Origin of the sequence: Streptomyces sp. NRRL WC-3626 (assembly GCF_000718785.1) — a bacterium.
In the GTDB taxonomy this organism is placed as follows: Bacteria; Actinomycetota; Actinomycetes; order Streptomycetales; family Streptomycetaceae; genus Streptomyces; species Streptomyces edwardsiae.
In genome coordinates this window covers 220,068-245,927 of the sequence record NZ_JOCA01000007.1, presented here as the reverse complement: position 1 = coordinate 245,927, position 25,860 = coordinate 220,068, and the positions used below count along the sequence as shown (strand labels likewise).

The window sequence follows — 25,860 nt, the reverse complement described above, 5'->3', positions numbered from 1 at the left end:
ACATCAGCAGCATGATCGTGCCGTGCATCGTGAACGCCTGGTTGAACTGCTCGTTCGACATGATCTGCAGGCCCGGACGGGCCAGCTCGGCACGCATCAGGAGCGCCATCACGCCACCGATGACGAAGAAGACGAACGACGTCACCAGATACAGCGTGCCGATCGTCTTGTGGTCCGTGGTCGTCAGCCACGTCAGGCCCTTGCGGCCCCTGAGTCCGTCGATGCTTTTCACGACCCGCCTGTGTCCGCGCGCCGCCCGCCGGTCACACTCGCAGGATGCGACATGGATCACGCCATCCGGCGGTGACGATCACGGGGATGCCGGACACCGACGGGACATGAGCGACGACGAGATCTTCGCCGCTGCCTATCGCGAGCACTACTGGGCGGTCAGCCGTTATGTGGCGCGGCGACTGGACGGGCGTACGAGCGAGGTGGAGGAAGTGGTGGCGGAGGTGTTCACGGTCGCCTGGCGGCGCCGGGCGGACCTGCCGGCCGCCCCGCTGCCCTGGCTGTACGGCGTGGCCCGCAACTGCCTGGCCAACGCCGTACGCGGCCAGGGGCGCCGCCGGCGGCTCGTCCACCGGCTGGGCAACGACCACACCGCCCACCGCCGGCACCTCGTGGCCGGCCCCGGAACCGAGACGCCGGGCGACTGGGTGCACGAGGCGCTGGCCCGGCTCGCCCCGGCCGACCAGGAGGTGCTGCGGCTGACCGCCTGGGAGGAACTCGGCGTCGACGAGGTCGCCGTCGCCCTGGGCTGCGGCCGGCGGGCCGCGGCCATGCGTCTGCACCGGGCCCGCCGCCGGCTGAGAGCCGAGATCGACCGACTGTGCCCCGCCCCCGCCGACGCGCACGCCTCCAAGGACCACGGCCATGACTGACGAACTCGATGTGCTGCGCCGCGCCAACCCGGTACCCGGCGACGGCCCCGCCTTCGGCGACGGCCCCCTCGACCACCGAGCGGAGCTCCGGCTCGGGCGGCTGCTCGACGGCCGTCGCACCCGGCCGCGGCCCGGCGGCCGCCTCCGCCCGGTCTGGGTCCTCACGGCCGTCGCCGCCGTCGCCGCCCTCACCTCCGTGCTGCTGCTCGGCGGTCCCGCCGCCACCCCCGCGATCGCCGCGCCCCGCCCGCTGGCCGTGCTGGCCGACTCGGCCCCCGTACCCCTGGAACGGCTCGCCGAGCGGGCCGCGACCGCCGCGTCCGAGGGCAGCCCGGCACTGCGCAAGGGCACGCATGTGCGGTCGTGGAGCCTCGGCATGAGCGACACGGAGCCGCCGGTCACCCTGCCCGAGGAGCGCATGGTGCGCTGGACGGCGGACGGCCGTCACACCGAACTCGTCGTGGCCACCGACCCCCGGCAGCACGGCCGGCCCGTCCTCAGCGACGAGGACGGCACACCGCGCCTCGTCGACGACGGGCAGGTGATCAGCCGGGTGACCTTCCCGCCGAGCTGGAGCGACGCCCCGCCCGCCGCCCGCCCTCCCCATGACACCGGACGGCTGCGCGCCTACCTCGCCGAGACGGTGCACGGCGACATCCGGACCACGCCCGAACTCCTCGACGCCATGGCCCAGCTGCTCGACAACTGGACGCTCGGCGCCCGCGAGTCCGCCGCGCTCGCCGGGCTGCTGGCCGACTCCGGCGGACTGCGGTCCGCGGGCGCGCTCACGGACCGCGTGGGCCGGCCCGGCCAGGCCTATGTGTACGACGACGGCTCGGGCGTCCGCCACATGCTGATCCTGGACCCGTCCACCGGCGCCGTCCTCGGCCTGGAGGAGACGTTCACCGCCGACCGGCCCGAGTACGGCGTGCGGGCGGGCGATGTCATGCAGTACCGCGCCTGGATGCGCTGACCACCTCCGTACCGCCGGTCCTACTCGTCCCAGGCCTGGATCATCATCTGCCCGGTGATCTTCCCGTCCCGCAGGGTGAGCATCGACTCCGAGAGCACCCGCGTGCCGTCCGCGTACCGGCAGCTCTCGCAGTAGGCGGCGTGGTCCCCCTGGACGACGCACGCCTCCAGGGTGTGCGTCATGTCGCGGCTGTAGACGTCGTCCAGCACGGCGGCGATCTCGTCGCGGCCGTGCAGGACCTTGGGGTGGCTGGGCTGGGTGTGGCGGTCCACGACGCGCAGTTCCGCGTCGTCCGCGTACAGCGACACCAGCGCCGCCGATGTGTCCGCCTCGATACCCCGGCGCAGCGTGTCGGTGCCGAAGGCGGGATGTGCCGCGGTGGTCATGATGACGTACCTCCTCCGAGGGACCGCGGCCCGGACCTCCGGCGGGCCGGTACGGCCCCTCCTGCCAGCCTCCTCCGGCCCGCCGGGCAGGGCAAGCCGAACCCCGCTCACCCCGCCGTCGCGAGGAACTGGGTGGCCGCCAGCTCCGCGTACAGCGGATCCGCGGTCACCAGTTCCCGGTGGGTGCCGACGGCGCGGACCCGGCCCGCGTCCATCACCACGATCCGGTCCGCCATCGTCACCGTCGACAGCCGGTGCGCGACCACCAGGACCGTCGTCGTACGCGCCACATCGGCGACCGTGTCCCGCAGCGCCGCCTCGTTCACCGCGTCGAGCTGCGAGGTGGCCTCGTCCAGGAGCAGCATCCGGGGGCGGCGCAGCAGTGCGCGGGCTATGGCCACCCGCTGACGCTCACCGCCCGACAGCTTGGTGCCGCGATGCCCCACCAGGGTGTCGAGCCCGTCCGGCAGCCGGGACACCAGACCGTCCAGCCGCGTCGTCTTCAGCACCCGCGTCAGCGCGCCCTCGTCCGCCTCGGGGTTGCCCAGCAGCAGGTTGTCCCGCAGGGAGCCCGACAGCACCGGCGCGTCCTGCTCGACGTACCCGATCGAGGCGCGCAGCCGCGGCAGCTCCCAGTCGGCCAGATCGCGGCCGTCGAACGTGATCACGCCGGAGCCGGGGTCGTAGAACCGCTCGATGAGGGAGAACACCGTGGTCTTGCCCGCGCCGGACGGGCCGACGAACGCGGTCATGCCCTGCGCGGGCACCGTGAACGTCACCCCGTGGTGGACGTACGGCAGATCCTCCGCGTACCGGAAGCGGACGTCGTCGAAGGCGAGCGCGGCGGGCGTCGTACCGGTCTCGGGCAACCGGGCGGGACCGGCGGCCGGCTCGGCGGGCAGCCGCAGCGCCTCCTGGATCCGGGCGAGCGCCGCACTGCCCGTCTGGTACTGCGTGAGCGCGCCGACGACCTGCTGGATCGGCGCCATCAGATAGAACACGAACAGCAGGAACGCCACCAGCGTCCCGATGTCGATGGCGTCCGTCGCGACCCGCGCGCCGCCCACCGCGAGCACCGTGATGAACGCGATCTGCATCGCGAGCCCCGCCGTATTGCCCGCCGCGGCCGACCACTTGGCGGCGCGCACGCTCTGCCGCCACGACTCCTGCGCCGCGTCGTGCAGCGTGCGCTCCTCCCGCGGCTCGGCACCGGACGCCTTCACCGTGCGCAGCGCGCCGAGCACCCGCTCCAGGGACGCCCCCATCACACCCACCGCGTCCTGCGCCTGCCGGGAGGCCCGGTTGATGTGCGGCACGATGACCCCGAGCACCGTGCCCGCCAGCGCGATCACGCCCAGCGTGACACCCAGCAGCACCGGGTCCACGAACCCCATCAGCACCACCGTCGCGACCAGCGTCAGCCCGCCCGTGCCGAGACCGACCAGCGAGTCGGTGGTCACCTCGCGCAGCAGTGTGGTGTCGGAGGTGACGCGGGCCATCAGATCGCCCGGCTCAGTGCGGTCCACCGCGGCGATCCGCAGCCGCAGCAGGTACGACGACAGCGAGCGCCGCGCCCCGAGCACCACCGACTCCGCGGTACGCCGCAGCACATACGAACCCAGCGCCCCCAGTACGGCGTTGGCGACGACGAGCGCCGACATCAGCAGCAGCGCCCCGGTGATCGCCCGGTCGTCCGAGAGGTCGTCGATCAGGTCCCGGGCCACCAGCGGCAGCATCAGTCCCGTCGCCCCGGTCATCAGGGACAGCACGGCGCCGCCCAGCAGGGCCCAGCGGTGCGGTCGTACGTATCCGAGGAGCAGCCGCCAGGCGGGCGGGCCGGATTCCTCTGCGGTGTTGCTCACGTCGCCCCCCTCGGCGTCGTCCGATGATTCAGATTACGTCGCCGGGGTGCCCGCGCCGCACGGCGGGCGGCGGAAGAAATCTTTCCCGCGTAGGGTCGGAGGGGAACGGATACCGGCCGACCAAGGAGTCAGCAGCATGGCGCAGGAAGTACGCGGCGTGATCGCCCCCGGCAAGGACGAGCCGGTGCGGATCGAGACGATCGTCGTGCCCGATCCCGGCCCCGGTGAGGCGGTGGTCCGGATCCAGGCCTGCGGGGTGTGCCACACCGACCTCCACTACAAGCAGGGCGGCATCAGCGACGACTTCCCGTTCCTGCTCGGCCACGAGGCCGCGGGCGTCGTCGAGTCCGTCGGCGACGACGTCACCGACGTCCGGCCCGGCGACTTCGTGATCCTCAACTGGCGTGCGGTGTGCGGGAAGTGCCGCGCCTGTCTGCGCGGACGCCCCTGGTACTGCTTCGACACCCACAACGCGAAGCAGAGGATGACACTCACCGACGGCACCGAACTCTCCCCGGCCCTGGGCATCGGCGCCTTCGCCGAGAAGACCCTGGTCGCCGCCGGACAGTGCACCAAGGTCGACCCCGGAGTCTCCGCGCAGGTCGCCGGGCTCCTCGGCTGCGGGGTGATGGCCGGCATCGGCGCCGCGATCAACACCGGCGAGGTCGGCCGGGGCGACTCGGTCGCCGTCATCGGCTGCGGCGGCGTCGGCGACGCGGCGATCGCCGGCTCCCGCCTGGCCGGGGCGGCGAAGATCATCGCCGTGGACATCGACGACCGCAAGCTGGAGAAGGCCCGCTCCATGGGCGCCACCCACACCGTCAACTCGCGGGAGAACGACCCCGTCGAGGCGATCCGCGACCTCACCGGCGGCTTCGGCGCCGACGTCGTCATCGAGGCCGTCGGCCGCCCCGAGACCTACCGGCAGGCCTTCTACGCCCGCGACCTGGCCGGCACGGTCGTCCTGGTCGGCGTGCCCACCCCGGAGATGAAGCTCGAACTGCCGCTGCTGGACGTCTTCGGCCGCGGCGGCTCCCTCAAGTCCTCCTGGTACGGCGACTGTCTGCCCTCCCGGGACTTCCCGATGCTGATCGACCTCCACCTCCAGGGCCGCCTGGACCTGGGCGCGTTCGTCACCGAGACCATCCGCCTGGACGAGGTGGAGAAGGCGTTCGAGCGGATGCACGAGGGCGACGTGCTGCGTTCGGTGGTGGTGCTCTGATGGCCGCCCGCATCGAACGACTCGTCACCTCGGGGCAGTTCAGCCTCGACGGCGGCACCTGGGACGTCGACAACAACGTATGGATCGTCGGCGACGACCACGAGGCGATCGTCATCGACGCAGCCCATGACGCCGACGCCATCGCCGAGGCGGTGGGGGACCGGCGCCTGACGGCCATCGTGTGCACCCACGCCCACAACGACCACATCGACGCCGCGCCCGCCCTCGCCGACCGCACCGGTGCCACCATCTGGCTGCACCCCGACGACCTCCCGCTGTGGAGGCAGACCCACCCCGACCGCGACCCCGACTCCTGGCTGGCCGACGGCCAGGTCATCGAGGCCGCCGGCGCCGACCTCACCGTGCTGCACACACCGGGGCACGCACCGGGCGCGGTCTGCCTGTACGAGCCGGGGCTGGCGACCGTGTTCACCGGCGACACCCTCTTCCAGGGCGGCCCCGGCGCCACCGGCCGCTCCTTCTCCCACTTCCCGACGATCATCGACTCGATCCGCGACCGGCTGCTGGCCCTCCCGCCGGAGACGAAGGTCCTCACCGGTCACGGCGACTCCACCACGATCGGCGCGGAGGCCCCGCAGTTGCAGGAGTGGATCGCACGGGGTCACTGAACAACGTGGTCATGGGGCGTGGTCCGGCCGTACGATCACGCCCCATGACCACCAACTCACTCGTGACCCTCCATGACGTACGCGTGCTGCGCTGCGCTCCCGACGGCCCGCTCCTGGACAGCGAGAGCGCGGCACTCGATCTGCTCGGCGACGCCTTCGGACAGGACGCCGAGCTGGTCGCGGTGCCCGTCGAGCGGGTCGCGGACGAGTTCTTCCGGCTGCGCTCCGGTATCGCGGGCGCGGTGATGCAGAAGTTCGCCAACTACCGGCTGCGCCTCGTCCTGGTCGGCGACATCTCCCGGCACATCGCCGCGAGCACGGCCCTGCGCGACTTCGTCCACGAGACCAACAACGGCGGCCAGATCTGGTTCCTGCCGACCTACGACGACCTCGACGCACGACTGCGCCCGGCCGGGTGACCTCGCGGACCACCCGGTAAAAGACGACAGAGGATGTCCGGCTTACCCGTCAGGCTCGAAGCGACAGCGAAGAGCCGTTGACGGGAGGCCGTACATGTCGGAGCAGTTGAAGGGCAGGGTCGCGCTGGTGGCCGGGGCGACCCGGGGCGCGGGGCGGGGCATCGCCGTGGAGCTGGGGGCGGCGGGCGCCACCGTGTACGTCACGGGCCGCAGCACCCGCGAGCGCCGCTCCGAGTACGACCGCCCCGAGACCATCGAGGACACCGCCGACCTGGTGACCGAGGCGGGCGGCCGGGGCATCGCGGTGCCCACCGACCACCTCGAACCGGCACAGGTGAAGGCGCTCGTCGACCGGATCGCCGCCGAGCAGGGCCGCCTCGACGTCCTCGTCAACGACATCTGGGGCGGCGAGACGCTCTTCGACTGGGAGGCGCCCGTCTGGGAACACGACCTCGACAAGGGCCTGCGCCTGCTGCGGCTCGCCGTCGAGACCCACGCGATCACCAGCCACCACGCCCTGCCCCTGCTGCTGCGCCACCCCGGCGGACTCGTCGTCGAGGTCACCGACGGCACCGCCGACTACAACCGCGACCACTACCGCGTCTCCTTCTTCTACGACCTGGCCAAGTCCTCCGTGCTGCGCATGGCGTTCGCCCTCGGCCACGAACTCGGCCCGCGCGGTGCCACCGCCGTCGCCCTCACCCCCGGCTGGCTGCGCTCGGAGATCATGCTCGACCAGTTCGGCGTACGCGAGGACAACTGGCGCGACGCCCTCGGCACCGAGCCGCACTTCGCGATCTCGGAGACCCCGCGCTATCCGGGCCGGGCCGTCGCCGCTCTCGCCGCCGATCCGGATGTGGCCCGCTTCAACGGCACCTCGCTCTCCAGCGGCGGCCTCGCGGGGGAGTACGGCTTCACCGACCTCGACGGCAGCCGCCCCGACGCCTGGCGCTATCTCGTCGAGGTCCAGGACGCGGGCAAGCCGGCGGACGTCACCGGCTACCGCTGACCCCTGCCGCGCTGATCGCCCCGGCGGCTACCTTCACCCCATGACGACGGACACGAGACGGTTCGCGGGGTACGGGGTTCTCATCACCGGGGCGGCACGCGGCATCGGCGCGGCCACCGCCGCCCGGTTCGCCGAGGAGGGGGCCCGCGTCCTGCTGACCGACGCCGACCCCGACGCGGCGTGGCGGGCGGCGTCGAAGCTGCGGGACCGGGGGCTGACGGCGGAGCCCTTCGCCTGCGACGTGACCGACCGGGATTCCGTCGAGGGGGCCGTGGCGCACGCGGTGGACGCCTTCGGCTCGCTCGACGTCCTGGTGAACAACGCCGCCCACTGCACACCGGACGCGCCCCGCTTCGAGGACGAGCCGGACGACGAGTGGGCCGCCGACCTCGACGTCACCCTCACCGGCGCCCACCGCTGCTGCCGCGCCGCGCTCCCGCACCTCGCCGCCTCGGGCCGGGGCGCGATCGTGAGCGTCGGCTCCGTCAACGGCCTCCAGGACTTCGGCAACCACGCCTACAGCGCCGCCAAGGCCGGTCTGATCTCCCTCACCCGCACCCTCGCCGGGCACGCGGGACCGCGTGGGGTCCGGGTCAACCTCGTGGCACCGGGTACCGTCCGCACCCGTGCCTGGGCCGGCCGGGACGCCGACCTCGAAGCGGCCCGGCGCCTCTACCCGCTGGGCCGGGTCGGCGAGCCCGAGGACATCGCGGCCGCCGTCACCTTCCTCGCCTCCCGCGACGCCGCCTGGATCACCGGCACCACCCTCGTCGTCGACGGCGGCATCACGGCCGTCAACTCCGGTTTCCGGCAGGCGACGGACGGCACACGGCCGTGAACCGGTGATCGTTTTCGGTACGCGCGAGCCGATTGTCACCGTTCGGTCGCGGCCCGCCGGGTCCGCACAACCGATTTTCCCGGTCGTCCGTCTACCTGGCAGAGTGCGCAGACCATGCGCTCACCTCGACGAAAGGCGGAAGAGGTCATGGGGGACATACGCAGACGGAGTGCCGTCGTTCTCGGGGTCACCGCGCTGGTGGCTCCGCTCACACTCGCGCTCGGCGCGGCACCCGCACAGGCCGCGAGCTGCACCACCTCGACGGGCCCGTACCAGAAGAAGGTGGAGAAGTTCCTCGGCCGTCCGGTCGACGGGAAGCAGTCCTCCGCCGACTGCAAGGCCACCCGCGCCTTCCAGACCAAGCACGGCATCACGCCGAACATCGGATACGCCGGCCCCGTCACCTGGGGCGTGATGAACCTGATGAACAAGCAGAAGGCCGTCGGCAAGAACCCTAACAAGTCGGGCAAATGCCCCACGAACAAGGGGCGTATCGCCTGTGTCGACCTGACGCTCCAGCTCAGCTGGATCCAGGACGGCAAGAAGCTGGTCTACGGGCCGGTGCCGGTCCGCACGGGACGCAACGGGTACGAGACCCGCACCGGTCTGAAGAAGGTCTACTGGCGCAACATCGACCACGTTTCGACCATCTACGACGTGCCCATGCCGTACAGCCAGTTCTTCGACGGCGGCCAGGCCTTCCACTCGGTCGGCGTCAGCATGTGGAACCCGCCGGGCTCCCATGGCTGCGTCAACATGACCAGGACCGCGGCCAAGAAGTACTGGTCGCTGCTGAAGAAGGGCGACGACGTCTACGTGTACGGCCGTAAGCCGGGCACCTGATGCCGGCCGGGAGGGCGCTGGGAGTGTGAACTCGCCCACGTTGCTGGGCAGATGGACGTGATCAGTGACACTGTCCGAAATGCCCGAAGAGGGTGCGATTACTCACAGCGCCTTCACGCCGGGCGCCGTATGCTTCACGGTATGTCCACCAGTGTTGAACCCTCCTCCGAGCGATCGGCTGCCGAGGTCAACGAGGAGATCCGGGCCCTGTGGCTCCGGTCGGGCGGGACACTGAGCGTCGAACAGCGCGAGGAGTACCAGCGCCTGGTCCAGGAGTGGGCCTCGGCCCTCCCGCAGCCGGCCAGAGCCGCCTGAGCGGCGTCCCGCCGCCCCGGCTCGTCGACCCGTCACCCGGGCACCCGTGTCCCCACGGGTGCCCCTCCCACACCGACCCCGGCATCACCGTCCCCCGTCCGACCCGGCGGGGGACCTGCTCAGCCCCAGGTCGCCGAATAGTGCCGGCGATACTCCTTGCGGTCCTGCTCGGCCCGTATCCAGCGGGACGCCACCAGGGCGACCAGGCTGGCCCCGAACACCAGTAGCCCCGGACCGACGTTACGGGGATCGGCCAGCCGCGACACCAGTGTCGACGGGTCCGGGAGGATGCCCTTCACCGAGGTCGACGACCCCGGCGAAGCGGCGTCCGGAGCCACCGCGCCCTGCGCGTCCGACGGGGCCGGGGAGGGCTTCGCCGCACCGCCGTCGGCGCCGGGCGCCACGATGAGCCGTACGTCGAGCTCGGCCAGTGCCTTCGTCACCGGCTGGAAGTACGTCGTACCGCCCGTCCGGCAGTCACCGCTGCCACCCGACGTGACACCGAGCGCGATCCCCTCGGAGAACATCGGACCGCCGCTGTCCCCGGGCTCGGCGCACACATTCGACTCGACGAGACCGCTGACCGTGCCCTCCGGGTAGTTCACCGTCGCGTTGAGCGCCGTCACCTCGCCGTCCCGCAGTCCGCTCGTACTGCCGCTGCGGAACACCCGCTGGCCCACCGTGGGATCCGCCACCCCCGTGATCCGTACGCCCTTGCCCTCGCCGACGGCCACCACACCGGCGCCCTCGCCCGCCCGGCCGGACGCGTACTCGATCAGCGAGTAGTCGTCCCCCGGGAAGCTGCCGCCGACCGTCGTCCCCACCTCCTGTTTCGCCTGGTCGTCGGCGAACCACACCGAGCCGTCGGGCCCGCAGTGACCCGCCGTGAGGATGAAGTCCCGCTTCCCGTCGGTGACGTTGAAGCCCGCCGAGCAGCGGCCGGCCGTCGACAGGATGGGCCGGGCCCCGTTGAGGCGGGTGGTGAACGTGCCCTCGCTGCGCTCCATACGGACGAACCCGCCGATGCCGTCGGCGACTTCGGTCAGCTCGGACCAGTCCTCCGCGGACACCGTGCGGTCGCCCCGGACCACCACCTCGTTGGCCCGGTAGTCCACGGCCCACGCGGTCCCGGGCACGCGCGGCGCCGAACCCAGCGTCTTGGTCGCCGACTTGAGGTCGTCCATGCTGTGGTCCACCATCTTCGGCTCGGCGCCGGACCCGCGTACCCGCGCCGCCGCCTTCTCGTCGGTGACCGCGACCACCGTCCCGCCGTCGGCGGCGATCCAGCTGCCCGCCGTACGGGACGTGCCGAGCCGGGACACCAGTTCGTCGCCCGGTCCGGCCGACGCCTTCTCCCCGGCGGTGGACAAGGGCACCGCGCCGGGCGCGCGGGGCTCACTGGCGACGGCGTGGGTGACCATGGTGGCCCCCAGGAGGAGTCCGCCGACGGCCGCCAGCCGTGTCACTCGCCGGACGACCCGTCGTCGTGCGTGCCTCATGCATGGCTCCCGAACCTCAGCCGCGCGGTACGGACACCGCGGAGACCCCCGCCGAGTCGGAGGTCCTCTACCCATACGGGCCCGGAACCCGCCGCGTTCAGACCGGACGCGATCCCTTCCGCGCCACGGCCGCGGGCCGCCTATCGTGGGAATCATGACCAGGACCCCGAACGCCACGTCCGGTGAACCGAATCCCCTGCGCACCCTCACCCTCGACCGGCTGCGCCGCCGCACCAGCATGAAGTGGCGCACCCACCCCGAGGACGTACTGCCCCTGTGGGTGGCCGAGATGGACGTACCCCTGGCCGAACCGATCGTCCGCACCGTCACCGGGGCCATGGAGCTCGGCGACACCGGCTACCCGGCCGGCACCGCCTACGCCGAGGCGCTGGCCGCCTTCGCGCGGAAGCGGTGGGACTGGGACGGGCTCGCCGTGGAGCGCACCGCGATCGTGCCCGACGTCATGCTGGGCGTGGTGGAGATGCTGAAGCTGGTCACCGGGTACGGGGACCCGGTGGTGGTCAACCCGCCGGTGTACCCGCCCTTCTACGACTTCGTCCGCCACCTGGACCGGGAGGTGGCCGAGGCCCCGCTCGGCGCGGACGCGCGGATCGACCTGGACGTCCTCGAGGACACCTTCCGGCGGGTGACGGAGGGCCGGCGGCGGGCCGCCTATCTGCTGTGCAGCCCGCACAACCCCACCGGCACCGTGCACACCGCCGACGAGCTGACCGCCGTGGCCGCCCTCGCCGAGCGGTACGGCGTACGCGTCGTCGCCGACGAGATCCATGCCCCGCTGGCCCTCGGGGACTCGCGGTTCGTGCCGTACCTGAGCGTGCCGGGCGGCGAGCGCGGACTGTCCCTGATGTCGGCGTCGAAGGCGTGGAACCTGGCCGGACTCAAGGCGGCCCTCGCCGTCGCGGGGGCCGACGCCGCGGACGACCTGGCGCGGATGCCCGAGGAGGTCGGCCACGGCCCGAGCCATGTCGGCATCCTCGCCCACACCGCCGCCCTGCGCGACGGCACCGCGTGGCTGGACGCCCTGCTCGACGGGCTCGACTCCAACCGGCGGCTCCTCGCGGACCTGCTGGCCGAACGGCTGCCGGCGGTCCGCCACCGGCCGGGCGACGCCACCTACCTCGCCTGGCTGGACTGCCGCGCCCTCGGCCTCGGCGACGACCCCGCCGCCCCCTTCCTCGAACACGGCCGGGTGGCCCTCAACTCGGGCCTGCCGTTCGGCACCGGAGGAGCGGGCCACGCCCGGCTGAACCTCGCCGCCTCGCCCGAGGTGCTCGATGAGGCCGTACGGCGGATGGCGGCCGCCGTGGAGCGCGCGGGCGGCGACCGTGGCTGACGAGTGCTTCGGAAATCCGCGGCTCGCCGCGGTCTACGACCCCCTCGACCCCGACCGGAGCGATCTCCGCGCCTACCTCGCCATGGCGGAAGAGTTCCAGGCCCGGCGGGTGCTGGACATCGGCTGCGGGACGGGCGTGTTCGCGCTGCTCCTCGCCGGCCGGGGGATCGAGGTCGTCGGCGTCGAACCCGCCGGGGCCTCCCTCGACGTGGCCAGGGCCAAGCCGGGCGGGGAGCGGGTCCGCTGGATCGAGGGCGACGCCACGGCGCTGCCGCCGCTGCGGGCCGATCTGGCGACCATGACGGCGAACGTCGCCCAGGCCATCGCCGATCCGGACAGCTGGCACGGCACGCTGCGGGGCGCTCACGCGGCCCTGCGGCCGGGCGGACGCCTGGTGTTCGAGACCCGTGTCCCGGCCCGGCGGGCCTGGGAGGGCTGGACGCGGGAGGAGTCGTACCACACGGCGGACATCCCCGGCGTCGGCCCGGTCGAGAGCTGGCACCGGGTGACCGGGGTGGAGGGCCCGCTGGTGACCTTCCGTACGACCTACGTGTTCGCCGCGGACGGGGCGGTGCTCACCTCGGACTCGACGCTGCGTTTCCGCGAACGGGAGGAGGTCGAGGCGGATCTGGCCCTGCACGGCTACGAGACGGAGGACGTACGGGACGCCCCCGACCGCCCGGGGCGGGAGTTCGTCTTCGTCGCGCGCCGCCCGCACGCGTAGACTTCCCACATGGACGAGGCGTTGCCCGACCGGCTCGGTGCCGGGAAGTACCTGTTGGTCACCAGCTACCGCAAGAACGGTACGCCCGTCGCCACCCCGGTGTGGGTGGTGCGCGACGGTGACGCGCTCGGCGTGTGGACCGTCACCGACTCGTGGAAGGTGAAGCGGATCCGCGCCCGCGGCGATGTCCTGGTCGGCCCCTGCGACCTGCGCGGCAACCCGACCGGCGAGCAGGTCCCCGGCACCGCGGAGATCTGCGACGCGGCGACCACCGCCCGCTACCGCGAACTGCTCGCCCGCAAGTACGGCCTCGTGGGCCGGCTGACCCTGCTGGGCAGCCGGCTGCGCCGGGGCGCGGACGGCACGGTCGGTATCCGCATCACGCTCTGAACCCGGCCGGACCGCGCGTCCTGGAACCGTGGTCGAGCGACCGTCAGGTCCAGGCCCGGAACGGCTCGTCCACCAGCTGGAAGACCGGCTCGCCGCGCACCGGGTCCTTGGCCGTCGACAGCCGGACCCGGTCGCCGCCGTGGATGCCGATGGGCGGGCCCATCACCCTGCCCCGCACCACGAAGCCCTCGGCCATCTCGATCAGGGACACATTGCGGGCCGCCGGGGTGTTGCGGTGCACCACCGTGGAATGGCGGATCGTCCCGACGCCCTGACTGCGCTCCGTACGCAGCTCACTGCCCTGGCAGACCGGGCAGAGCAGCCGGTGGTACGTGGCGGTGCCGCACCAGGCGCAGCGCTGGAAGAGCATGGCCTCCGCCTGCGGGTCGAGGACGCCCGCCGCGGAGCCGGCTGCCTGCTGAGCGACGCTTCCTGAGTGGTGGTACACGCTGGTCAACTCCCTGCACTCGGCCGGAATCCGGCGTGCGCGGTCACCCGGCACGCGTGTGCCCGGTGTGTCGTGCCACCGTGCACAGGCCACAGGGTATGGCACTCAGTGCCACAGGTAAAGGCACTGCGTACCCTCGAAATCGGGGCGGGGGTCCGTGCCGGATCAGCCGTTCCCGAGCGCGGTCTCCAGTTCCCGCACCACCCGCCACAGCGGCGCCCCGCGCCGTGAGACGACCACCACCACGTCCTCGGGCCCCTCCGCCACCGGCGGGACGGGCCCGGCGGTGAACGCCTCCCGCACATGCTCCAGCGCGTGGTCCACCGCGGCCCCCGCGTCCCCCTTCCCGTCCGAACGCAGCCAGGAACGCAGGGCGTTGTTGTGCGCCGCCACCACCGCCGCCGCGATCACATCGGCGCGCAGGATGCCGTCGGGCAGACCGGCGAACCGCTCCCGCAGATATCCGGCCAGCGCCCGCTCGTACCGCCAGACCACGGACAGCTCGTAGGCCCGCAGCCCCGGCACCTGCTTGGTGAGGCGGTAGCGCTGCACGGAGAACGCCGGGTTCTCGGCGTACATCAGCAGCACCAGCCGGGCCGCGTCGCAGACCCGGCGCACCGGTTCGCCGTCGGCGGGGCCGGCCGCCAGGAAGTCGGTCATGTCGGCCAGGCACCGCTCGTGGTCCGGGAAGACCACATCCTCCTTGGAGGGGAAGTAGCGGAAGAAGGACCGCCGTCCGACCCTCGCGAGCGCCACGATGTCGTCGACCGTGGTCTGCTCGTAACCCCGCTCCAGGAACAGCCGGAACGCCGCCGCGACCAGGGCGTCCCGCATCGGAGGCTTCTCGGCCTTGTCACCGCGGCCGGGAGCCGCACTGCTGGAGCTCATGCACGGAACGTAGCACCGGGACAGCCGGCGTGGCACGCAGTGCAGGATGTCGCGGAACTCGGTACCGTCGGATGGCATTCCGGCAGGTCAATCCTATGATCGTGGCACCGTCGTCCCCGAGGAGCCCGTCATGCGGACCGCCCGTCCCCGCGTCCTGTACGTCACCGACCTCGCCTACCCGGCCCGCGGGCGCCGCTACTGCGACGAGGACATCTTCCTCACCTCCCGGCTGCGCGAGCACCTCGACCTCGCCCTGTGCCATCCCCGGGACGCCGCCGCGCTGATGGACGGTTTCGACGCCGTCGTCGTCCGCAACAGCGGTCCCGTACTGGGGTACCAGGACGCCTACGACGCCTTCCGCGAGCGCGCCACCGCGACCGGCAAGCCGGTCTACAACCCCCTCACCGGCCGGGGCGACATGGCCGGCAAGGGGTACCTGCTCGACCTGACCACCGCCGGCCGTCCGGTGATCCCCACCGTCGGTCGGCCGGCGGATCTGCACCTCCTGCCCGCCGCCGAGCGGTACGTGGTGAAACCCGCACTCGGCGCCGACTCCATGGGGCTGCGCATCGTCCCCGCCGGCGAGGTGTCCGCCATCGCCGGCGGCGACGTACTCGTGCAGCCGTACATCGACTTCTCCTACGAGGTCTCCTTCTACTTCGTCGACCACGACTTCCAGTACGCCCTCCACGCCCCGCACCCCGAGCGGCGCTGGCAGCTCGTACCGTACGAACCCACCCCGGACGACCTGGACTTCGCCCGGGGCTTCATCGAGTGGAACACCCTCGCCCACGGCATCCAGCGCGTCGACGCCTGCCGCGCGCCGGACGGCGCACTGCTGCTGGTCGAACTGGAGGACCTCAACCCCTATCTGTCCCTCGACGCCCTCGACGACCAGGCCCGCGAGGCGTTCCTGTCCGCCCTGACCGCGTCCCTGCGCCGCTTCCTGCGCACCCGCTGAACCTCCGGCCCCTTCGTCACGTATCTCTCTGCGCAGACGGCTCAACTCCCCCGCGCAGAACGGAAGGAGAGCGACGTGACGACACCGTCCGAACCGGGGCGGCCGGACGACGGGCCACCCCTCGAACCCGTCCGCGTCCTGCGTCCGCGCCGCACCGACGCACTCGCGGAGCTGTTCCGGGAGTTCGAGCAGGACGGTCGGGGCGGATACGAGTCCGTGCCGCTGCCCCCGCCACCGCGCGGCTCCGAGGACCTGACACAGGAAATCCCGCCCGTACCGGCCGCCCGCCCCCGCCCCTCCGCCCGCCCCCGCCCCTCCGTACGCGGCCGCGCCGCCATCGCCCTCGCGGTGGCCGCCGCGGCGGTGGCCGGCTTCGGCGGCGCCCTCCTGCTGATGGAACGGACCGCCGGCGACCGCGCGGCACCCGTCCCGCCCCCGGCCACGAGCACTGTCACCACCACCCCGCCGCCGGCCGCCCCCGCACAACCGGGCTTCCTGAGCGAGGGCGACACGGGCCCCGAGGTGACCGAACTCCAGGAGCGTCTGCTGCGCGTCCCCGACGTCTACCGGTCCGGCGCCACCGACGGCCGCTACGACGCCACCCTCTCCGCCGCCGTCGCCCGCTTCCAGCTCTGGTACGGCATCCGCGGCGACGAGACCGGCGTCTACGGCGACGACACCCGCCTCGCCCTGGAATCCCGTACCGGAGAGCCTGCCGGCTGACCGGTGACCACGGGAGAGCGCCGGCACGCGGATGTCCCGGCGGGCCCGGTGGCCACCGCGGCCCCGGCACGCGGGTGTCCCGCGGCGGACGCCGGTCCTGGTCAGCCCGGGGCTACCGCTGCCCCGGCACCCGGATGTCCAGTAGGCACACGTCGTCGCGGCGTTCGCCGTCCAGCATCGTCTCCAGCAGCGGGCCCGGGAATCCGTTCCCGTCACCGGGGTGCGCCGCCACCGCTGCGGCGAGCCGTGCCAGCCCCACGTCGATGTTCTCCGGCGGGCGTTCCACGAGACCGTCCGTGTACAGCAGTACCCGGTCGCCCGGTTCGAGACGGCACTCGGCCTCCTCGAAGTGCGGCGACGCGGCCCCGCCGAGCAGCATGCCGCGGGGCCGGGGCAGATACGTCACCTCGCCGTCGCGCAGCAGCAGCGGCGGGAGGTGTCCCGCCTGCGCCCACACCAGGCGCCGCCGCTCGGGCTCGTAGCGGGCCAGCACCATGGTCGCGGTGCCGTGGCTGTCCCGGGAGTGCAGCAGCAGCGTGTTGAGCCGGGCGAGCGCGCCGGTCAGCGAGGAGCCGGTGATGACCATGCCCTTGGCGGTGAACCGCAGCTGGGCCATGGTGGCCACGGCGCCCACCCCGTGCCCCGCGACATCGCCGACGACGAACAGGGCGTCGCCGTCGGGGAGTTCTATGGCGCTGAACCAGTCGCCGCCGACGTGTATGCCGGCCTGGGCGGGAAGATAGGCGACCTCGACGCGCAGCCCGGCCAGCTCGACCGCCCGCTGCGGCAGCGGCAGCAGCGCGTTCTGCAGCCGGGCGACCAGGGTCCGCTCGGCCTGGAGCACGTCGTGCTGGGTGAGGATGGCCCGCTCGGACTCCACCAGGGCGAGTTCGGCCCGCCGTCGCGCGGTCAGGTCCTGGAGGAAGCCGTGCACCTCGAGCGGCGTGCCGTGCAGTTCGGCGGCCAGCCGCAGATGCCGGACACCGCGCGTGCCGCGTACCCGGAACGGGGCGTCCAGCGGCACTCCGTCGTCGAGCAGGGCTTCGACGGCCCGGCTCAGCGCGGGCCGGTCCTCGGGCACCGCGAGTCCGGGAAGGCCGGTGAGCCCCACCGGCCCGTCGGCGGGGTCCCGGCCGAGGATCGCGAAGACCTGGGGCGACCAGGACGCCTCGCGGCCGGCCAGGTTCCAGTTGGCCCAACCGAGATCGCCCAGTCGCTGCAGATCGGCGAGCCGCTGTTCCTGCCGGTCGAAGGAGGTGTGCCGGACCCAGATGAGGACCAGCGAGTCCTCCAGCCGGGTCACCTGTACGACGTAGGTGGTGGCCGGCTCGGTGACGCCGTCCACCATGTCCGGGAGGCCGAACGGCTCGCTCTCGTACGGTTCCCCGCCGGCGAGGGCGGCCAGACAGCCCCGCCACACGGGGGTGTCCGCGAGGTCGGGCCGTAGCTCGCGCAGCCGCCGCCCGGCCGGGTCGTCCCCGGTGCCGCCCAGGACGTCGGCCCCCTGCGCCGTCACGGCGTCGACCCGGAAGTCCTCGGTCGCGCCGGCCGGGCCGCGCACCGGGGTCAGCAGCATCGCCGGCACCGGCAGCGCGGCGAACAGCGCCCGCACGGCGTCCGGGAGCGTCCCGGCGGCCGGTTCCGGTGGCGCGGTGAAGCCGCACAGCCGCCCCGCGCACAGCAGGACGGCCTCGCGCAGCCGGTCGCGCTCGCGCGGGGTGAAGGGGCCGGGGCGGCCGCGCAGCACCCCGACGCGGATGTCGGGGCCGTCGCCGCCGGGCAGTGGCAGCCAGGCGTGGGACCACCGGCGCCCGGGCGGATCCCCGATCGGCGGCCGGCGCGGTTCACCGGCGGCGGGGGCGTCGGACACCTCGGCCCCGCCGAACGGCGGCCCATGGCGCCATTGGGCGGCGAGCCGGTCGTCGATCCCGGCGTGCCCGAGCAGTTCCAGGGTGCCGCCGTCCCGCCGGGCGTAGATCATCACCGCGTCCGCGGCCAGCTCCGGTCCGAGGTGGGCCAGCAGGCAGCGGGCCAGCTCCCGGGGCGAACGGCCGTGCGCGAGGGCCGGGGCGAGCCGGCGCGGGGCGTCGGGAAGCGGGTGCTCCGCCGGGGAATCGGCGGTGGTGTCCCCCTCGCCCAGGGTGATCCGGCATTCCTCGAGCAGGGTGCGGCGGCCCGCCTCGGCGCGCCGGAGCAGTTCCTCGCCGGCGGTGTCCGCGGAGCCGCCGGTCCGCGCCATCACGACGCCCTTGGCACGCTCCACGACGGCCGCCGTCGCGGCCTGCTCGCGCAACCGGTCCAGCTCGGCACGCTGCCGGGCGACGATCCCGGCGAGTTCCACCAGGTCCGGCGCGGCTCCGGACCCCACCGGGGCGACGGGCTCCCTCATCACGCCCTGAGCATCGCACACCTGCCGCGGTTCGTTGACCGGCTTGTTCGCATGATTGCGGTGAGCGGCCGTGGCCGGGGGAGGGGTGTGTGGCCCGGCCGGTGGGGGCTGCGGTCAGCGGCCGGACTCGGCCAGCGCCAGGGCGACCGCCCGTACGCTGCGGGCGATGTGCTGGAGCTGCGCGATCTCGGCCGCGTACAGCTTGATGGTGTGCTCGATGACCGTCTCGTGCAGTCCGGCCCGGGGCAGATCGGCGCGGGCGGTCTGCAGGGCGGTGCGGGCCACCCGGATCTCGTGCTCGACCTGGATCCGGGCGTGGCGGGCCAGCAGGACGGGATGCCGGATGAACGCCGGGTAGCCGGCGTAGCGCGCGGGAACCAGTTCGCGCAGCCACTTGGCGGCCGAGCGTTCCCAGTCGTAGCTGCCGGGGGTCTTGACCTGGCAGGGCCAGTCGGGGCCGAGGCGCGTGGTCGTCAGAGGCATGATCATCGCTCCGGGTGTACGGCGTCGCATGGGTGGACGACGGTGTGGGGCGGCCCCGGCCTAGGGGATGGCCGGAGCCGCCACGGGGTGGCCGGGCTGGAACGCCCGGCCGGAACACCCTCGCCGTCGGTGCGGGTAGGAGCCGACGGCCGCGGGTGCTCGCGGACGCCCGGTGCTGAGCGGCCGGGCTGTGATCCGTGAGCAGTATTTATATATGCCATCTGGTTTTCAAGACGTATGAAAACATTCATGCGTGCTTCGTAGGGGCGCACCCCGTGAGCCGGCCCCGGGCGCGGGTCAGTCCCGGAGGAAGAAGTGGTGCTCGTCGGCGACGCGCTCGTACTCGTCGAGCCGGGCCTGCGTACGCTCCGGGTCGGCGTCCGTCATGGCCTGCAGCAGCGCCGCGCACATCACGCCGGGGGCGGCGTAGGAGTCGAACACCAGCCGCGATCCGGTCCCGGTGGCGAAGGTGACGTCGGCCTCGTCCGCGAGCGGGCCCAGCGCCAGATCGGTGATCAGCGCGACCTTCAGCCCGGCACTGCGGGCGACCCGCACCGCCGTCAGGGTCTCCTGGGCGTGCCGCGGCATGGAGAACGCCAGCACCCAGGTGCCGCCCGCCTCCCGTGACTGCAGCAGCGCGTCGTAGGCGACACTGCCGCCCAGTGTCACGAGCCGTACGTCCGGATGGACGCGGCGCGCGGCGTAGGCGAAGTACTCGGCCAGCGAGACGGAGATGCGCAGACCGAGGACGGTGAGCGGAGTGGACGCGGCCAGCCGTCGGCCGGCCTCGATGAACCGGTCGGCGTCGGCGAAGTCCCGCCGCAGGTTCTCCAGGTTCTCGATCTCGGCGTCGACCGCCGCCTGCAGTTCGTTGCCCCGGACCTCCTCGGCGTCGCCGGCGGAGCGGGCGCCGAGCGTGATCGACTGCAGCCTCTCCCGCAGCGCCGGGTAACCGCTGAAGCCCACCGCCGAGGCGAACCGGGTCACCGAGGGCTGACTCACCCCGACCCGGTCCGCGAGATCCGTGATCGACAGGAACGCCGCCTCGGCGATGTGCTCGATCAGATACTGGGCGATGCGCCGCTGCCCGGGGGAGAGCCGGGGCCGGTCGAACAGCGTGCGGAGCTGGGCCGTGGGAGACACCTCCGGATCCCGGCCCGTCTTCCCCGAGGTGATGGTGGATGCCTGTGCGCGTGCCTGCTGCGGCGATCGCACCGGTGTGCCTCCTTCGTCTCCCACGAGGATTCAACATAGCCCACCCGCCCCGGTGACCGGTCCGCTCCGCGGAGCACACCGCACGCATCGGCGGGGATAGCCGCGCCGTCGGCGGGAACCCGTCGAACCGGCGAACACGAACCCATGACACACCAGGAGTCACCGGACATGACCGTCCCCGAGGAGAACCGGCCGAAGACCCGCGACACCGACCGCGTCGTCGGGCGGCACGACGGCAACGAGGCCCGCGCCCGCGGCGGCACCGGCCGCACCCTGCGCGAGGCGCTGGAGGAAGTGGAGATCAAGCCCGACGACTTCGAGGAACGCCGGACCGAATCGGACAGGTGACACATATGAGTGCCCTGAGCGCGCTGGAAGACGCTTTGGAGAACCGGTGGCAAGCGCTGCGGGCGCGGCTGTTCGACCGGGAACCGGTCGAACTCGTCGACGCCCTGCGCCGCGAGTGCGACAGCCACGCCGTGGTGTGCGGGGCCGGCCGGGTCATGGTCCCCAACGCCTACGACGTCGAACTCGCCGGGCCGGTGCACGACGAACTGTCGCGCCACGGCGCCGGGGTGGGGCAGGCCCTCACCGACCGCCTCGCCCGGCACGCCGCACGCCACGGCTACGAATGGGCGGGCCCGCTCGCGGTCCACGTCCGCCGTTCCGCCGAAGTCCCGGGCGGCCGCTACCGCGTGGCGAGCACCGTCATGCCGCACGTCAGCGCGGACGCCTTCCAGCGCGCGGGGGAGCGGACCCCGTAGCCCGCGATACGGCCGTCGCGGAGGCGGCCGCGGACGCGTCGCGGCGCCGGCATGACCAACACACGCGCCGCACCGCACAGTTCGCGGTCGGATGGGCAGACGGGCCCGGAACACCGGACGCCGCCCGGCCTGTGCAGCGACTGCCGCCTCGACGCGCCCCGACCGCCGTCGACTTCGGTATCGGGGTGCGCGTGCGGGTCCGGCGCAGGTCCGCCGTCGTGAGGTCCCTCGCCGACGTTTCTCAGCCCACCGCGGGAACCGCCCGTGCGGCGAGTGCCTCCAGCGGGGCGCCGGTCAGCCGGCACACCGTCCACTCCTTCAGCAGCTCCGCGCCGAGCGACTCGTAGAACGCGATCGCCGGCGCGTTCCAGTCCAGCACGACCCACTCGAAGCGCTCGAACCCCCGCTCCCGGCAGATCGCCGCGAGCCCGGCCAGCAGCGCCCTGCCGTGTCCGGCGCCCCGGGTGCCCGGGCGGACGTAGAGGTCCTCCAGATGCATCCCCCGCGTGCCGGTCCAGGTCGAGAAGCGCGGGAACCACAGCGCGAACCCCACGACGCCGCCGGTGCCGTCGTCCTCGGCGATCAGGACGGAGGCGGCGCGGTCCTCGCCGAACAGCGCCGCCCGCAACTGCTCCTCGGTGGCGCGGGCCTGGCCGGCAGCCTTCTCGTAGGCGGCGAGTTCACGGATCATCGCGCGGATCTCGGGGACGTCGTGCACGGTGGCTTCTCTGATCACGGTACGAGAGCCTGCGTCACCAGGCCGCACCCCGTCCACCCCGTTCCGGGGACCGGACCACCAGATCGGCCCGCTCCCGCGTCGACGCGACCAGCCCGGCGTTGCGCTGATCACTGCGCTCGACCCAGGACACCGCCTCCGCACGGCTCTTGCCGAACTCCACGTGCCGGGCGATCAGCCGCCGCAGCCGTTCCTCCTCGTCCAACTCGCAGAACCACACCTCGTCGAGCTGCGGCCGCACCCGCGCCCAGGCGCCGGACTCCAGCAGCAGGTAGTTGCCCTCCGTCACCACCAGCCGGGCCGCCGGCGGCACCGGCAGCGCGCCCGCGACCGGCTGCTCCAGCGCCCGCTCGAAACCGGGGGCGTACACGACGTCGCCGTACGCCTCCTCGCGCAGCCGCCGCAGCAGTGCCGTGTAGCCGGCCGCGTCGAAGGTGTCCGGGGCGCCCTTGCGGTCCCGGCGGCCGAGCCGGTCCAGTTCGGCGTCGGCGAGGTGGAAGCCGTCCATCGGGACGTGCGCGACCCACGGCTCCCCGCCGCCGTTCAGCTCCCGCACCAGCCGCTCCGCGAGCGTCGACTTGCCCGCGCCCGGACTGCCGGCGATACCGAGGATCGCGCGCCGGCCGCCTCGGGGGAGGGCACGGGCACGCCGGAGAAGCTCGTCGAAGGAGGGCGCCACAAGGGAGAGTGTGTCACCTGGGAAGCGGGCGTCCTGCCGCCATGTGGCCCGCGCCACCCACTGATCCGCGCCGTACGGGGAACGGTCTCCCCATGACGGATCTGGGTCTGCCCGATGACATCCTCGCCTGCCTCTTCGACCTCGACGGGGTCGTGACGAAGACGGCCGTCGTCCACGCGGCCGCCTGGAAGGAGATGTTCGACGACTTCCTCCGCGAACGGGACGGCGACGCCTTCCGGCCCTTCGGCGACGCCGACTACGGCCGGTACGTCGACGGCCGCCCCCGCGCCGACGGCGTCCGCACCTTCCTCGCCTCCCGCGACATCCGGCTGCCCGAGGGCGGCCCCGGCGACCCGCCCGACGCCCGCACCGTGCACGGCCTCGGCAACCGCAAGAACGAACTGCTGCTCGCGAGGATCCGCACCGACGGCGTGGCGGCCTACGACGGCACCCTGCGCTATCTGACGGCGGTCCGCGCCCGCGGACTGCGCACCGCGATCGTGTCCTCCAGCGCCAACTGCCGTGACGTCCTGCGCTCCATCGACGCCGAGGACCTCTTCGACGTACGGATCGACGGCGTCGTCGCCGCCGAACGCGGGCTGCCCGGGAAGCCGGAGCCCGACACCTTCCTCGCCGCCGCGGCCGACCTCGGCGTCGAACCGTCCCGGGCCGCCGTGTTCGAGGACGCGCTGGCCGGCATGGACGCGGGCCGCGCGGGGCACTTCGGATACGTCGTCGGTGTGGACCGGGTCGGACAGACCGACGCCCTGTACGCACACGGCGCCGACCGGGTCGTGACGGACCTGGCCGAACTCGGGGGAGCGAAGTGATCACACAGCGGGCGTACGCCGTCGAACCGTGGACCGTGCGCGAACACAGCCTGGACCTGGACGTCCTGGCCCAGAGCGAGTCGGTGTTCGCGCTGTCCAACGGCCATGTCGGCTGGCGCGGCAACCTCGACGAGGGCGAACCCCACGGCCTGCCCGGCGCCTACCTCAACGGCGTCCACGAACTGCACCCGCTGCCCTACGCCGAAGCCGGCTACGGCTACCCGGAGTCGGGCCAGACCGTCATCAACGTCACCAACGGCAAGGTGATCCGGCTGCTCGTCGACGACGAGCCGTTCGACCTGCGCTACGGACGCCTCGTCAGCCACGAACGGACCCTCGACCTGCGCCGGGGCGTCCTCGAGCGGGTGTGTGAGTGGACCTCCCCGGCCGGGTCCACGGTCCGGGTGCGCTCCACCCGGCTGGTCTCCCTCACCCAGCGGGCCGTCGCCGCCGTCGCCTACGAGGTCGAGCCCGTGGACGCCCGTACGCGTGTGGTGGTGCAGTCCGAACTCGTCACCAACGAGAGCCTGCCGGGACCCGACGGCGACCCGCGCGCCGCCCGCGCCCTCAAGTCCCCGCTGGAGGCCGAGGAGGACCTCGCCAAGGACCACCGGCTGCGCCTGGTGCACCGCACCCGCCGCAGCGGTCTGCGGGTCGCGGTCGCCGCCGACCACGTCATCGACGGCCCCGAGAGCACCACCACCGGCTGCGAGAGCAACGTCGACATGGCCAGGCTCACCATCACCTCCGTCCTGGAGCCGGGACAGCGGCTGCGCGTGGAGAAACTCGTCGCCCACGGCTGGTCCGGCGCACGCTCCCGGCCCGCGATGAGCGACCAGGTGGAGGCGGCGCTGGCCGCCGCCGCGCACAGCGGCTGGCAGGGCCTCCTCGACGAACAGCGCGCCCACCTCGACGACTTCTGGGCCCGCGCCGACGTCGAGGTCGACGGCGACGAGGAGATCCAGCAGGCCGTCCGCTTCGCCCTCTTCCACGTCCTCCAGGCCGGGGCCCGCGCCGAACGGCGCGCGATACCCGCCAAGGGACTGACCGGTTCCGGCTACGACGGTCACGCCTTCTGGGACACCGAGGTGTTCGTACTGCCCCTGCTGATCTGCACCGCGCCGGACGCCGCCGCCGAGGCCCTGCGCTGGCGGCAGACCACCCTGCCCGTCGCCCGCGAACGCGCCACCCAACTCGGCCTGCGCGGCGCCGCGTTCCCCTGGCGCACCATCGAGGGCTCGGAGGGCTCCGCCTACTGGCCGGCCGGTACCGCCGCCTTCCACGTCAACGCCGACATCGCCGACGCCGTGGTGCGCTACGTCCAGGCCACCGGCGACGAACGCTTCGAACACGACACCGGCGTGGAACTGCTGGTGGAGACCGCCCGCCTCTGGCGCTCCCTCGGCCACCACGACGACCGGGGCGTCTTCCACCTCGACGGGGTCACCGGACCCGACGAGTACAGCGCCGTCGCCGACGACAACACGTACACCAACCTCATGGCCCGGGCGAACCTGCTGGCCGCCGCCGACGCCTGCAAACGCCACCCCGACCGGGCGGCGGACCTCGGCGTCGACGAGGAGGAGAGCGCCGGCTGGCGGGACGCGGCCGAAGCCGTGCACCTGCCCTACAACGACGAACTCGGCGTGCACGAACAGCACGCCGGCTTCACCCGCTACCAGCGCTGGGACTTCGCCGGCACCCGCGCCGACCAGTACCCGCTGATGCTGCACTTCCCCTACTTCGACCTCTACCGCAAACAGGTGATCAAACAGGCGGACCTGGTGCTGGCGATGCACACCTGCGCCGGTTACTTCGAGGAGGTCTTCGGCGAGGAGCAGATCGCCCGCAACTTCACCTACTACGAGCCGCTGACCGTACGGGACTCCTCCCTGTCGGCCTGCGTCCAGGCCGTCCTCGCCGCCCGCACCGGCCACCTCGACCTCGCCCACGCCTACACCGCCGAAGCCGCCCTGATGGACCTCGCCGACCTGGAGCACAACACCCGCGACGGACTCCACATCGCCTCCCTGGCCGGTACCTGGACCGCCCTGGTCGCCGGGTTCGGCGGCATGCGCTGGGACGACGGCAGCCTCCGCTTCACCCCCCGGCTGCCGCCGCGGCTGCGCCGCCTCGCCTTCACCCTGCGGTTCCTCGGCCGGTGCCTGCGCGTGGAGGTCACCGCGGACCGGGCCACGTACACGCTCCGCTCCGGACCGCCGCTGACCATCCGTCACCACGGCGACGAGCTGACCGTGCGGGAGGACGCCCCCGCCGAACGCCCCGTCCCGCCGCTCGGGCCGCGGCCGGCCCCCGCGCAGCCACCGCACCGCCGCCCGCACGCACGCTGACCGGCGCGGTGGCCGGCTCCCGCCCTGCGGCCCCGGCGCACGCGGG

The 25,860-nt window shown here is 73.1% G+C and carries 29 protein-coding genes; 18 read left to right on the top strand and 11 right to left on the bottom strand.

The features are described 5' to 3' along the window. Positions 1 to 232 (bottom strand): cbb3-type cytochrome c oxidase subunit I (locus IF28_RS0114240; RefSeq protein ID WP_030219010.1); only part of this gene is annotated, 232 nt, incomplete at its 3' end. A 106-nt stretch (positions 233 to 338) separates the two neighbouring features. Here IF28_RS0114240 and IF28_RS0114235 point away from each other — a divergent pair. Both IF28_RS0114235 and IF28_RS0114230 read left to right on the top strand, forming a co-directional pair. Further along, on the top strand, positions 339 to 884 hold the full coding sequence (locus IF28_RS0114235; protein ID WP_030219009.1) for an RNA polymerase sigma factor: 546 nt from the start codon (positions 339 to 341) through the stop codon (positions 882 to 884). Next, a complete protein-coding gene (locus IF28_RS0114230; RefSeq protein ID WP_030219008.1) occupies positions 877 to 1,857 on the top strand; it encodes a CU044_5270 family protein in 981 nt (326 codons plus the stop codon). Before IF28_RS0114235 ends, IF28_RS0114230 begins: the two co-directional genes overlap by 8 nt. Before the next feature lie 20 nt (positions 1,858 to 1,877). On the opposite strand, the gene IF28_RS0114225 is transcribed toward IF28_RS0114230, so the two are convergent. Both IF28_RS0114225 and IF28_RS0114220 read right to left on the bottom strand, forming a co-directional pair. Further along, complete coding sequence (locus IF28_RS0114225) at positions 1,878 to 2,243, bottom strand: nuclear transport factor 2 family protein (protein ID WP_030219007.1); 366 nt, start codon at positions 2,241 to 2,243, stop codon at positions 1,878 to 1,880. A gap of 107 nt (positions 2,244 to 2,350) precedes the next feature. Next, positions 2,351 to 4,105: an ABC transporter ATP-binding protein gene (locus IF28_RS0114220; RefSeq protein ID WP_030219006.1), complete on the bottom strand. Its 1,755-nt coding sequence runs from the start codon at positions 4,103 to 4,105 to the stop codon at positions 2,351 to 2,353. A gap of 136 nt (positions 4,106 to 4,241) precedes the next feature. Between IF28_RS0114220 and IF28_RS0114215 the strand changes: the two genes are divergently transcribed. The 7 genes from IF28_RS0114215 to IF28_RS0114185 all read left to right on the top strand — a co-directional run bounded on the left by IF28_RS0114215 (position 4,242) and on the right by IF28_RS0114185 (position 9,380). Next, positions 4,242 to 5,327 (top strand): S-(hydroxymethyl)mycothiol dehydrogenase, encoded by a 1,086-nt coding sequence (locus tag IF28_RS0114215; RefSeq protein WP_030219005.1) that lies wholly within the window; start codon positions 4,242 to 4,244, stop codon positions 5,325 to 5,327. Next, positions 5,327 to 5,956, top strand: coding sequence for an MBL fold metallo-hydrolase (locus IF28_RS0114210; RefSeq protein WP_030219004.1), 630 nt, complete (start codon positions 5,327 to 5,329; stop codon positions 5,954 to 5,956). Before IF28_RS0114215 ends, IF28_RS0114210 begins: the two co-directional genes overlap by 1 nt. A 44-nt stretch (positions 5,957 to 6,000) precedes the next feature. Next, complete coding sequence (locus IF28_RS0114205; RefSeq protein WP_030219003.1) at positions 6,001 to 6,375, top strand: DUF4180 domain-containing protein; 375 nt, start codon at positions 6,001 to 6,003, stop codon at positions 6,373 to 6,375. Between the two features lie 94 nt (positions 6,376 to 6,469). Further along, positions 6,470 to 7,384, top strand: coding sequence for an SDR family oxidoreductase (locus IF28_RS0114200; RefSeq protein ID WP_030219002.1), 915 nt, complete (start codon positions 6,470 to 6,472; stop codon positions 7,382 to 7,384). A gap of 40 nt (positions 7,385 to 7,424) precedes the next feature. Beyond that, positions 7,425 to 8,222 (top strand): SDR family NAD(P)-dependent oxidoreductase, encoded by a 798-nt coding sequence (locus tag IF28_RS0114195; RefSeq protein WP_030219001.1) that lies wholly within the window; start codon positions 7,425 to 7,427, stop codon positions 8,220 to 8,222. 147 nt (positions 8,223 to 8,369) lie between these two features. Next, positions 8,370 to 9,065, top strand: a complete 696-nt coding sequence (locus IF28_RS0114190) for a L,D-transpeptidase family protein (RefSeq protein ID WP_030218999.1) — start codon at positions 8,370 to 8,372, stop codon at positions 9,063 to 9,065. Positions 9,066 to 9,194: 129 nt separating this feature from the next. Next, entirely contained in the window at positions 9,195 to 9,380 is a 186-nt protein-coding gene (locus tag IF28_RS0114185) for a hypothetical protein (protein ID WP_030218996.1), read from the top strand. Between the two features lie 119 nt (positions 9,381 to 9,499). On the opposite strand, the gene IF28_RS0114180 is transcribed toward IF28_RS0114185, so the two are convergent. Next, the gene (locus tag IF28_RS0114180; protein ID WP_030218994.1) at positions 9,500 to 10,879 is read right to left on the bottom strand and encodes a S1 family peptidase; all 1,380 of its coding nucleotides are present in this window, start codon (positions 10,877 to 10,879) and stop codon (positions 9,500 to 9,502) included. 154 nt (positions 10,880 to 11,033) lie between these two features. On the opposite strand from IF28_RS0114180, the gene IF28_RS0114175 reads away from it, so the two are divergent. From IF28_RS0114175 to IF28_RS0114165, 3 genes are read left to right on the top strand one after another with little or no spacing between them, the layout of a single operon-like run. Continuing rightward, positions 11,034 to 12,233, top strand: coding sequence for a MalY/PatB family protein (locus IF28_RS0114175; protein WP_030218991.1), 1,200 nt, complete (start codon positions 11,034 to 11,036; stop codon positions 12,231 to 12,233). Further along, on the top strand, positions 12,226 to 12,957 hold the full coding sequence (locus tag IF28_RS0114170) for a class I SAM-dependent methyltransferase (protein WP_030218987.1): 732 nt from the start codon (positions 12,226 to 12,228) through the stop codon (positions 12,955 to 12,957). Before IF28_RS0114175 ends, IF28_RS0114170 begins: the two co-directional genes overlap by 8 nt. 9 nt (positions 12,958 to 12,966) lie before the next feature. After that, complete coding sequence (locus IF28_RS0114165) at positions 12,967 to 13,347, top strand: PPOX class F420-dependent oxidoreductase (RefSeq protein WP_030218983.1); 381 nt, start codon at positions 12,967 to 12,969, stop codon at positions 13,345 to 13,347. A 43-nt stretch (positions 13,348 to 13,390) separates the two neighbouring features. Here IF28_RS0114165 and IF28_RS0114160 read toward each other — a convergent pair whose 3' ends face one another. Further along, a complete protein-coding gene (locus tag IF28_RS0114160; protein ID WP_030218979.1) occupies positions 13,391 to 13,795 on the bottom strand; it encodes a Zn-ribbon domain-containing OB-fold protein in 405 nt (134 codons plus the stop codon). A 165-nt stretch (positions 13,796 to 13,960) separates the two neighbouring features. Next, positions 13,961 to 14,683: a TetR family transcriptional regulator gene (locus IF28_RS0114155; RefSeq protein WP_030218977.1), complete on the bottom strand. Its 723-nt coding sequence runs from the start codon at positions 14,681 to 14,683 to the stop codon at positions 13,961 to 13,963. A 130-nt stretch (positions 14,684 to 14,813) separates the two neighbouring features. Between IF28_RS0114155 and IF28_RS0114150 the strand changes: the two genes are divergently transcribed. After that, the gene (locus IF28_RS0114150; protein ID WP_030218974.1) at positions 14,814 to 15,644 is read left to right on the top strand and encodes a hypothetical protein; all 831 of its coding nucleotides are present in this window, start codon (positions 14,814 to 14,816) and stop codon (positions 15,642 to 15,644) included. 75 nt (positions 15,645 to 15,719) lie between these two features. Next, positions 15,720 to 16,367 carry a peptidoglycan-binding domain-containing protein gene (locus tag IF28_RS0114145; protein ID WP_030218971.1) on the top strand — a complete coding sequence of 216 codons (648 nt, stop codon included), beginning with the start codon at positions 15,720 to 15,722 and terminating at the stop codon, positions 16,365 to 16,367. Between the two features lie 112 nt (positions 16,368 to 16,479). Here IF28_RS0114145 and IF28_RS0114140 read toward each other — a convergent pair whose 3' ends face one another. The 3 genes from IF28_RS0114140 to IF28_RS0114130 form a co-directional block, all read right to left on the bottom strand. Then, positions 16,480 to 18,756: a SpoIIE family protein phosphatase gene (locus IF28_RS0114140; RefSeq protein ID WP_051713747.1), complete on the bottom strand. Its 2,277-nt coding sequence runs from the start codon at positions 18,754 to 18,756 to the stop codon at positions 16,480 to 16,482. 114 nt (positions 18,757 to 18,870) lie between these two features. Continuing rightward, positions 18,871 to 19,245 carry a hypothetical protein gene (locus IF28_RS0114135; protein WP_030218966.1) on the bottom strand — a complete coding sequence of 125 codons (375 nt, stop codon included), beginning with the start codon at positions 19,243 to 19,245 and terminating at the stop codon, positions 18,871 to 18,873. 291 nt (positions 19,246 to 19,536) lie between these two features. Further along, positions 19,537 to 20,454: a MurR/RpiR family transcriptional regulator gene (locus tag IF28_RS0114130; RefSeq protein ID WP_030218963.1), complete on the bottom strand. Its 918-nt coding sequence runs from the start codon at positions 20,452 to 20,454 to the stop codon at positions 19,537 to 19,539. 168 nt (positions 20,455 to 20,622) lie between these two features. Between IF28_RS0114130 and IF28_RS0114125 the strand changes: the two genes are divergently transcribed. Beyond that, positions 20,623 to 20,802 (top strand): hypothetical protein, encoded by a 180-nt coding sequence (locus tag IF28_RS0114125; RefSeq protein WP_030218953.1) that lies wholly within the window; start codon positions 20,623 to 20,625, stop codon positions 20,800 to 20,802. 5 nt (positions 20,803 to 20,807) lie between these two features. Then, positions 20,808 to 21,218: a DUF3662 domain-containing protein gene (locus IF28_RS0114120; protein ID WP_030218950.1), complete on the top strand. Its 411-nt coding sequence runs from the start codon at positions 20,808 to 20,810 to the stop codon at positions 21,216 to 21,218. A 241-nt stretch (positions 21,219 to 21,459) separates the two neighbouring features. On the opposite strand, the gene IF28_RS0114115 is transcribed toward IF28_RS0114120, so the two are convergent. After that, positions 21,460 to 21,954, bottom strand: coding sequence for a GNAT family N-acetyltransferase (locus tag IF28_RS0114115; RefSeq protein WP_030218947.1), 495 nt, complete (start codon positions 21,952 to 21,954; stop codon positions 21,460 to 21,462). Between the two features lie 16 nt (positions 21,955 to 21,970). Continuing rightward, on the bottom strand, positions 21,971 to 22,633 hold the full coding sequence (locus tag IF28_RS0114110; RefSeq protein ID WP_030218944.1) for a nucleoside/nucleotide kinase family protein: 663 nt from the start codon (positions 22,631 to 22,633) through the stop codon (positions 21,971 to 21,973). Positions 22,634 to 22,725: 92 nt separating this feature from the next. Between IF28_RS0114110 and IF28_RS0114105 the strand changes: the two genes are divergently transcribed. After that, positions 22,726 to 23,463 (top strand): beta-phosphoglucomutase family hydrolase, encoded by a 738-nt coding sequence (locus IF28_RS0114105; protein ID WP_030218941.1) that lies wholly within the window; start codon positions 22,726 to 22,728, stop codon positions 23,461 to 23,463. Further along, positions 23,460 to 25,814 (top strand): glycoside hydrolase family 65 protein, encoded by a 2,355-nt coding sequence (locus IF28_RS0114100; RefSeq protein ID WP_030218938.1) that lies wholly within the window; start codon positions 23,460 to 23,462, stop codon positions 25,812 to 25,814. The genes IF28_RS0114105 and IF28_RS0114100 overlap by 4 nt, the downstream gene beginning before the upstream one ends. Positions 25,815 to 25,860 lie beyond the last annotated feature (46 nt).

What these genes read in the sequence shown, in the direction of transcription:
- IF28_RS0114235 (WP_030219009.1), top strand. Translation starts at nt 339, where the DNA reads ATGAGCGACGACGAGATCTTCGCCGCTGCCTATCGCGAGCACTACTGG.
- IF28_RS0114230 (WP_030219008.1), top strand. Translation starts at nt 877, where the DNA reads ATGACTGACGAACTCGATGTGCTGCGCCGCGCCAACCCGGTACCCGGC.
- IF28_RS0114225 (WP_030219007.1), bottom strand. Translation starts at nt 2,243, where the DNA reads ATGACCACCGCGGCACATCCCGCCTTCGGCACCGACACGCTGCGCCGG.
- IF28_RS0114215 (WP_030219005.1), top strand. Translation starts at nt 4,242, where the DNA reads ATGGCGCAGGAAGTACGCGGCGTGATCGCCCCCGGCAAGGACGAGCCG.
- IF28_RS0114210 (WP_030219004.1), top strand. Translation starts at nt 5,327, where the DNA reads ATGGCCGCCCGCATCGAACGACTCGTCACCTCGGGGCAGTTCAGCCTC.
- IF28_RS0114205 (WP_030219003.1), top strand. Translation starts at nt 6,001, where the DNA reads ATGACCACCAACTCACTCGTGACCCTCCATGACGTACGCGTGCTGCGC.
- IF28_RS0114200 (WP_030219002.1), top strand. Translation starts at nt 6,470, where the DNA reads ATGTCGGAGCAGTTGAAGGGCAGGGTCGCGCTGGTGGCCGGGGCGACC.
- IF28_RS0114195 (WP_030219001.1), top strand. Translation starts at nt 7,425, where the DNA reads ATGACGACGGACACGAGACGGTTCGCGGGGTACGGGGTTCTCATCACC.
- IF28_RS0114190 (WP_030218999.1), top strand. Translation starts at nt 8,370, where the DNA reads ATGGGGGACATACGCAGACGGAGTGCCGTCGTTCTCGGGGTCACCGCG.
- IF28_RS0114185 (WP_030218996.1), top strand. Translation starts at nt 9,195, where the DNA reads ATGCTTCACGGTATGTCCACCAGTGTTGAACCCTCCTCCGAGCGATCG.
- IF28_RS0114180 (WP_030218994.1), bottom strand. Translation starts at nt 10,879, where the DNA reads ATGAGGCACGCACGACGACGGGTCGTCCGGCGAGTGACACGGCTGGCG.
- IF28_RS0114175 (WP_030218991.1), top strand. Translation starts at nt 11,034, where the DNA reads ATGACCAGGACCCCGAACGCCACGTCCGGTGAACCGAATCCCCTGCGC.
- IF28_RS0114165 (WP_030218983.1), top strand. Translation starts at nt 12,967, where the DNA reads ATGGACGAGGCGTTGCCCGACCGGCTCGGTGCCGGGAAGTACCTGTTG.
- IF28_RS0114155 (WP_030218977.1), bottom strand. Translation starts at nt 14,683, where the DNA reads ATGAGCTCCAGCAGTGCGGCTCCCGGCCGCGGTGACAAGGCCGAGAAG.
- IF28_RS0114150 (WP_030218974.1), top strand. Translation starts at nt 14,814, where the DNA reads ATGCGGACCGCCCGTCCCCGCGTCCTGTACGTCACCGACCTCGCCTAC.
- IF28_RS0114140 (WP_051713747.1), bottom strand. Translation starts at nt 18,756, where the DNA reads ATGAGGGAGCCCGTCGCCCCGGTGGGGTCCGGAGCCGCGCCGGACCTG.
- IF28_RS0114135 (WP_030218966.1), bottom strand. Translation starts at nt 19,245, where the DNA reads ATGATCATGCCTCTGACGACCACGCGCCTCGGCCCCGACTGGCCCTGC.
- IF28_RS0114125 (WP_030218953.1), top strand. Translation starts at nt 20,623, where the DNA reads ATGACCGTCCCCGAGGAGAACCGGCCGAAGACCCGCGACACCGACCGC.
- IF28_RS0114120 (WP_030218950.1), top strand. Translation starts at nt 20,808, where the DNA reads ATGAGTGCCCTGAGCGCGCTGGAAGACGCTTTGGAGAACCGGTGGCAA.
- IF28_RS0114105 (WP_030218941.1), top strand. Translation starts at nt 22,726, where the DNA reads ATGACGGATCTGGGTCTGCCCGATGACATCCTCGCCTGCCTCTTCGAC.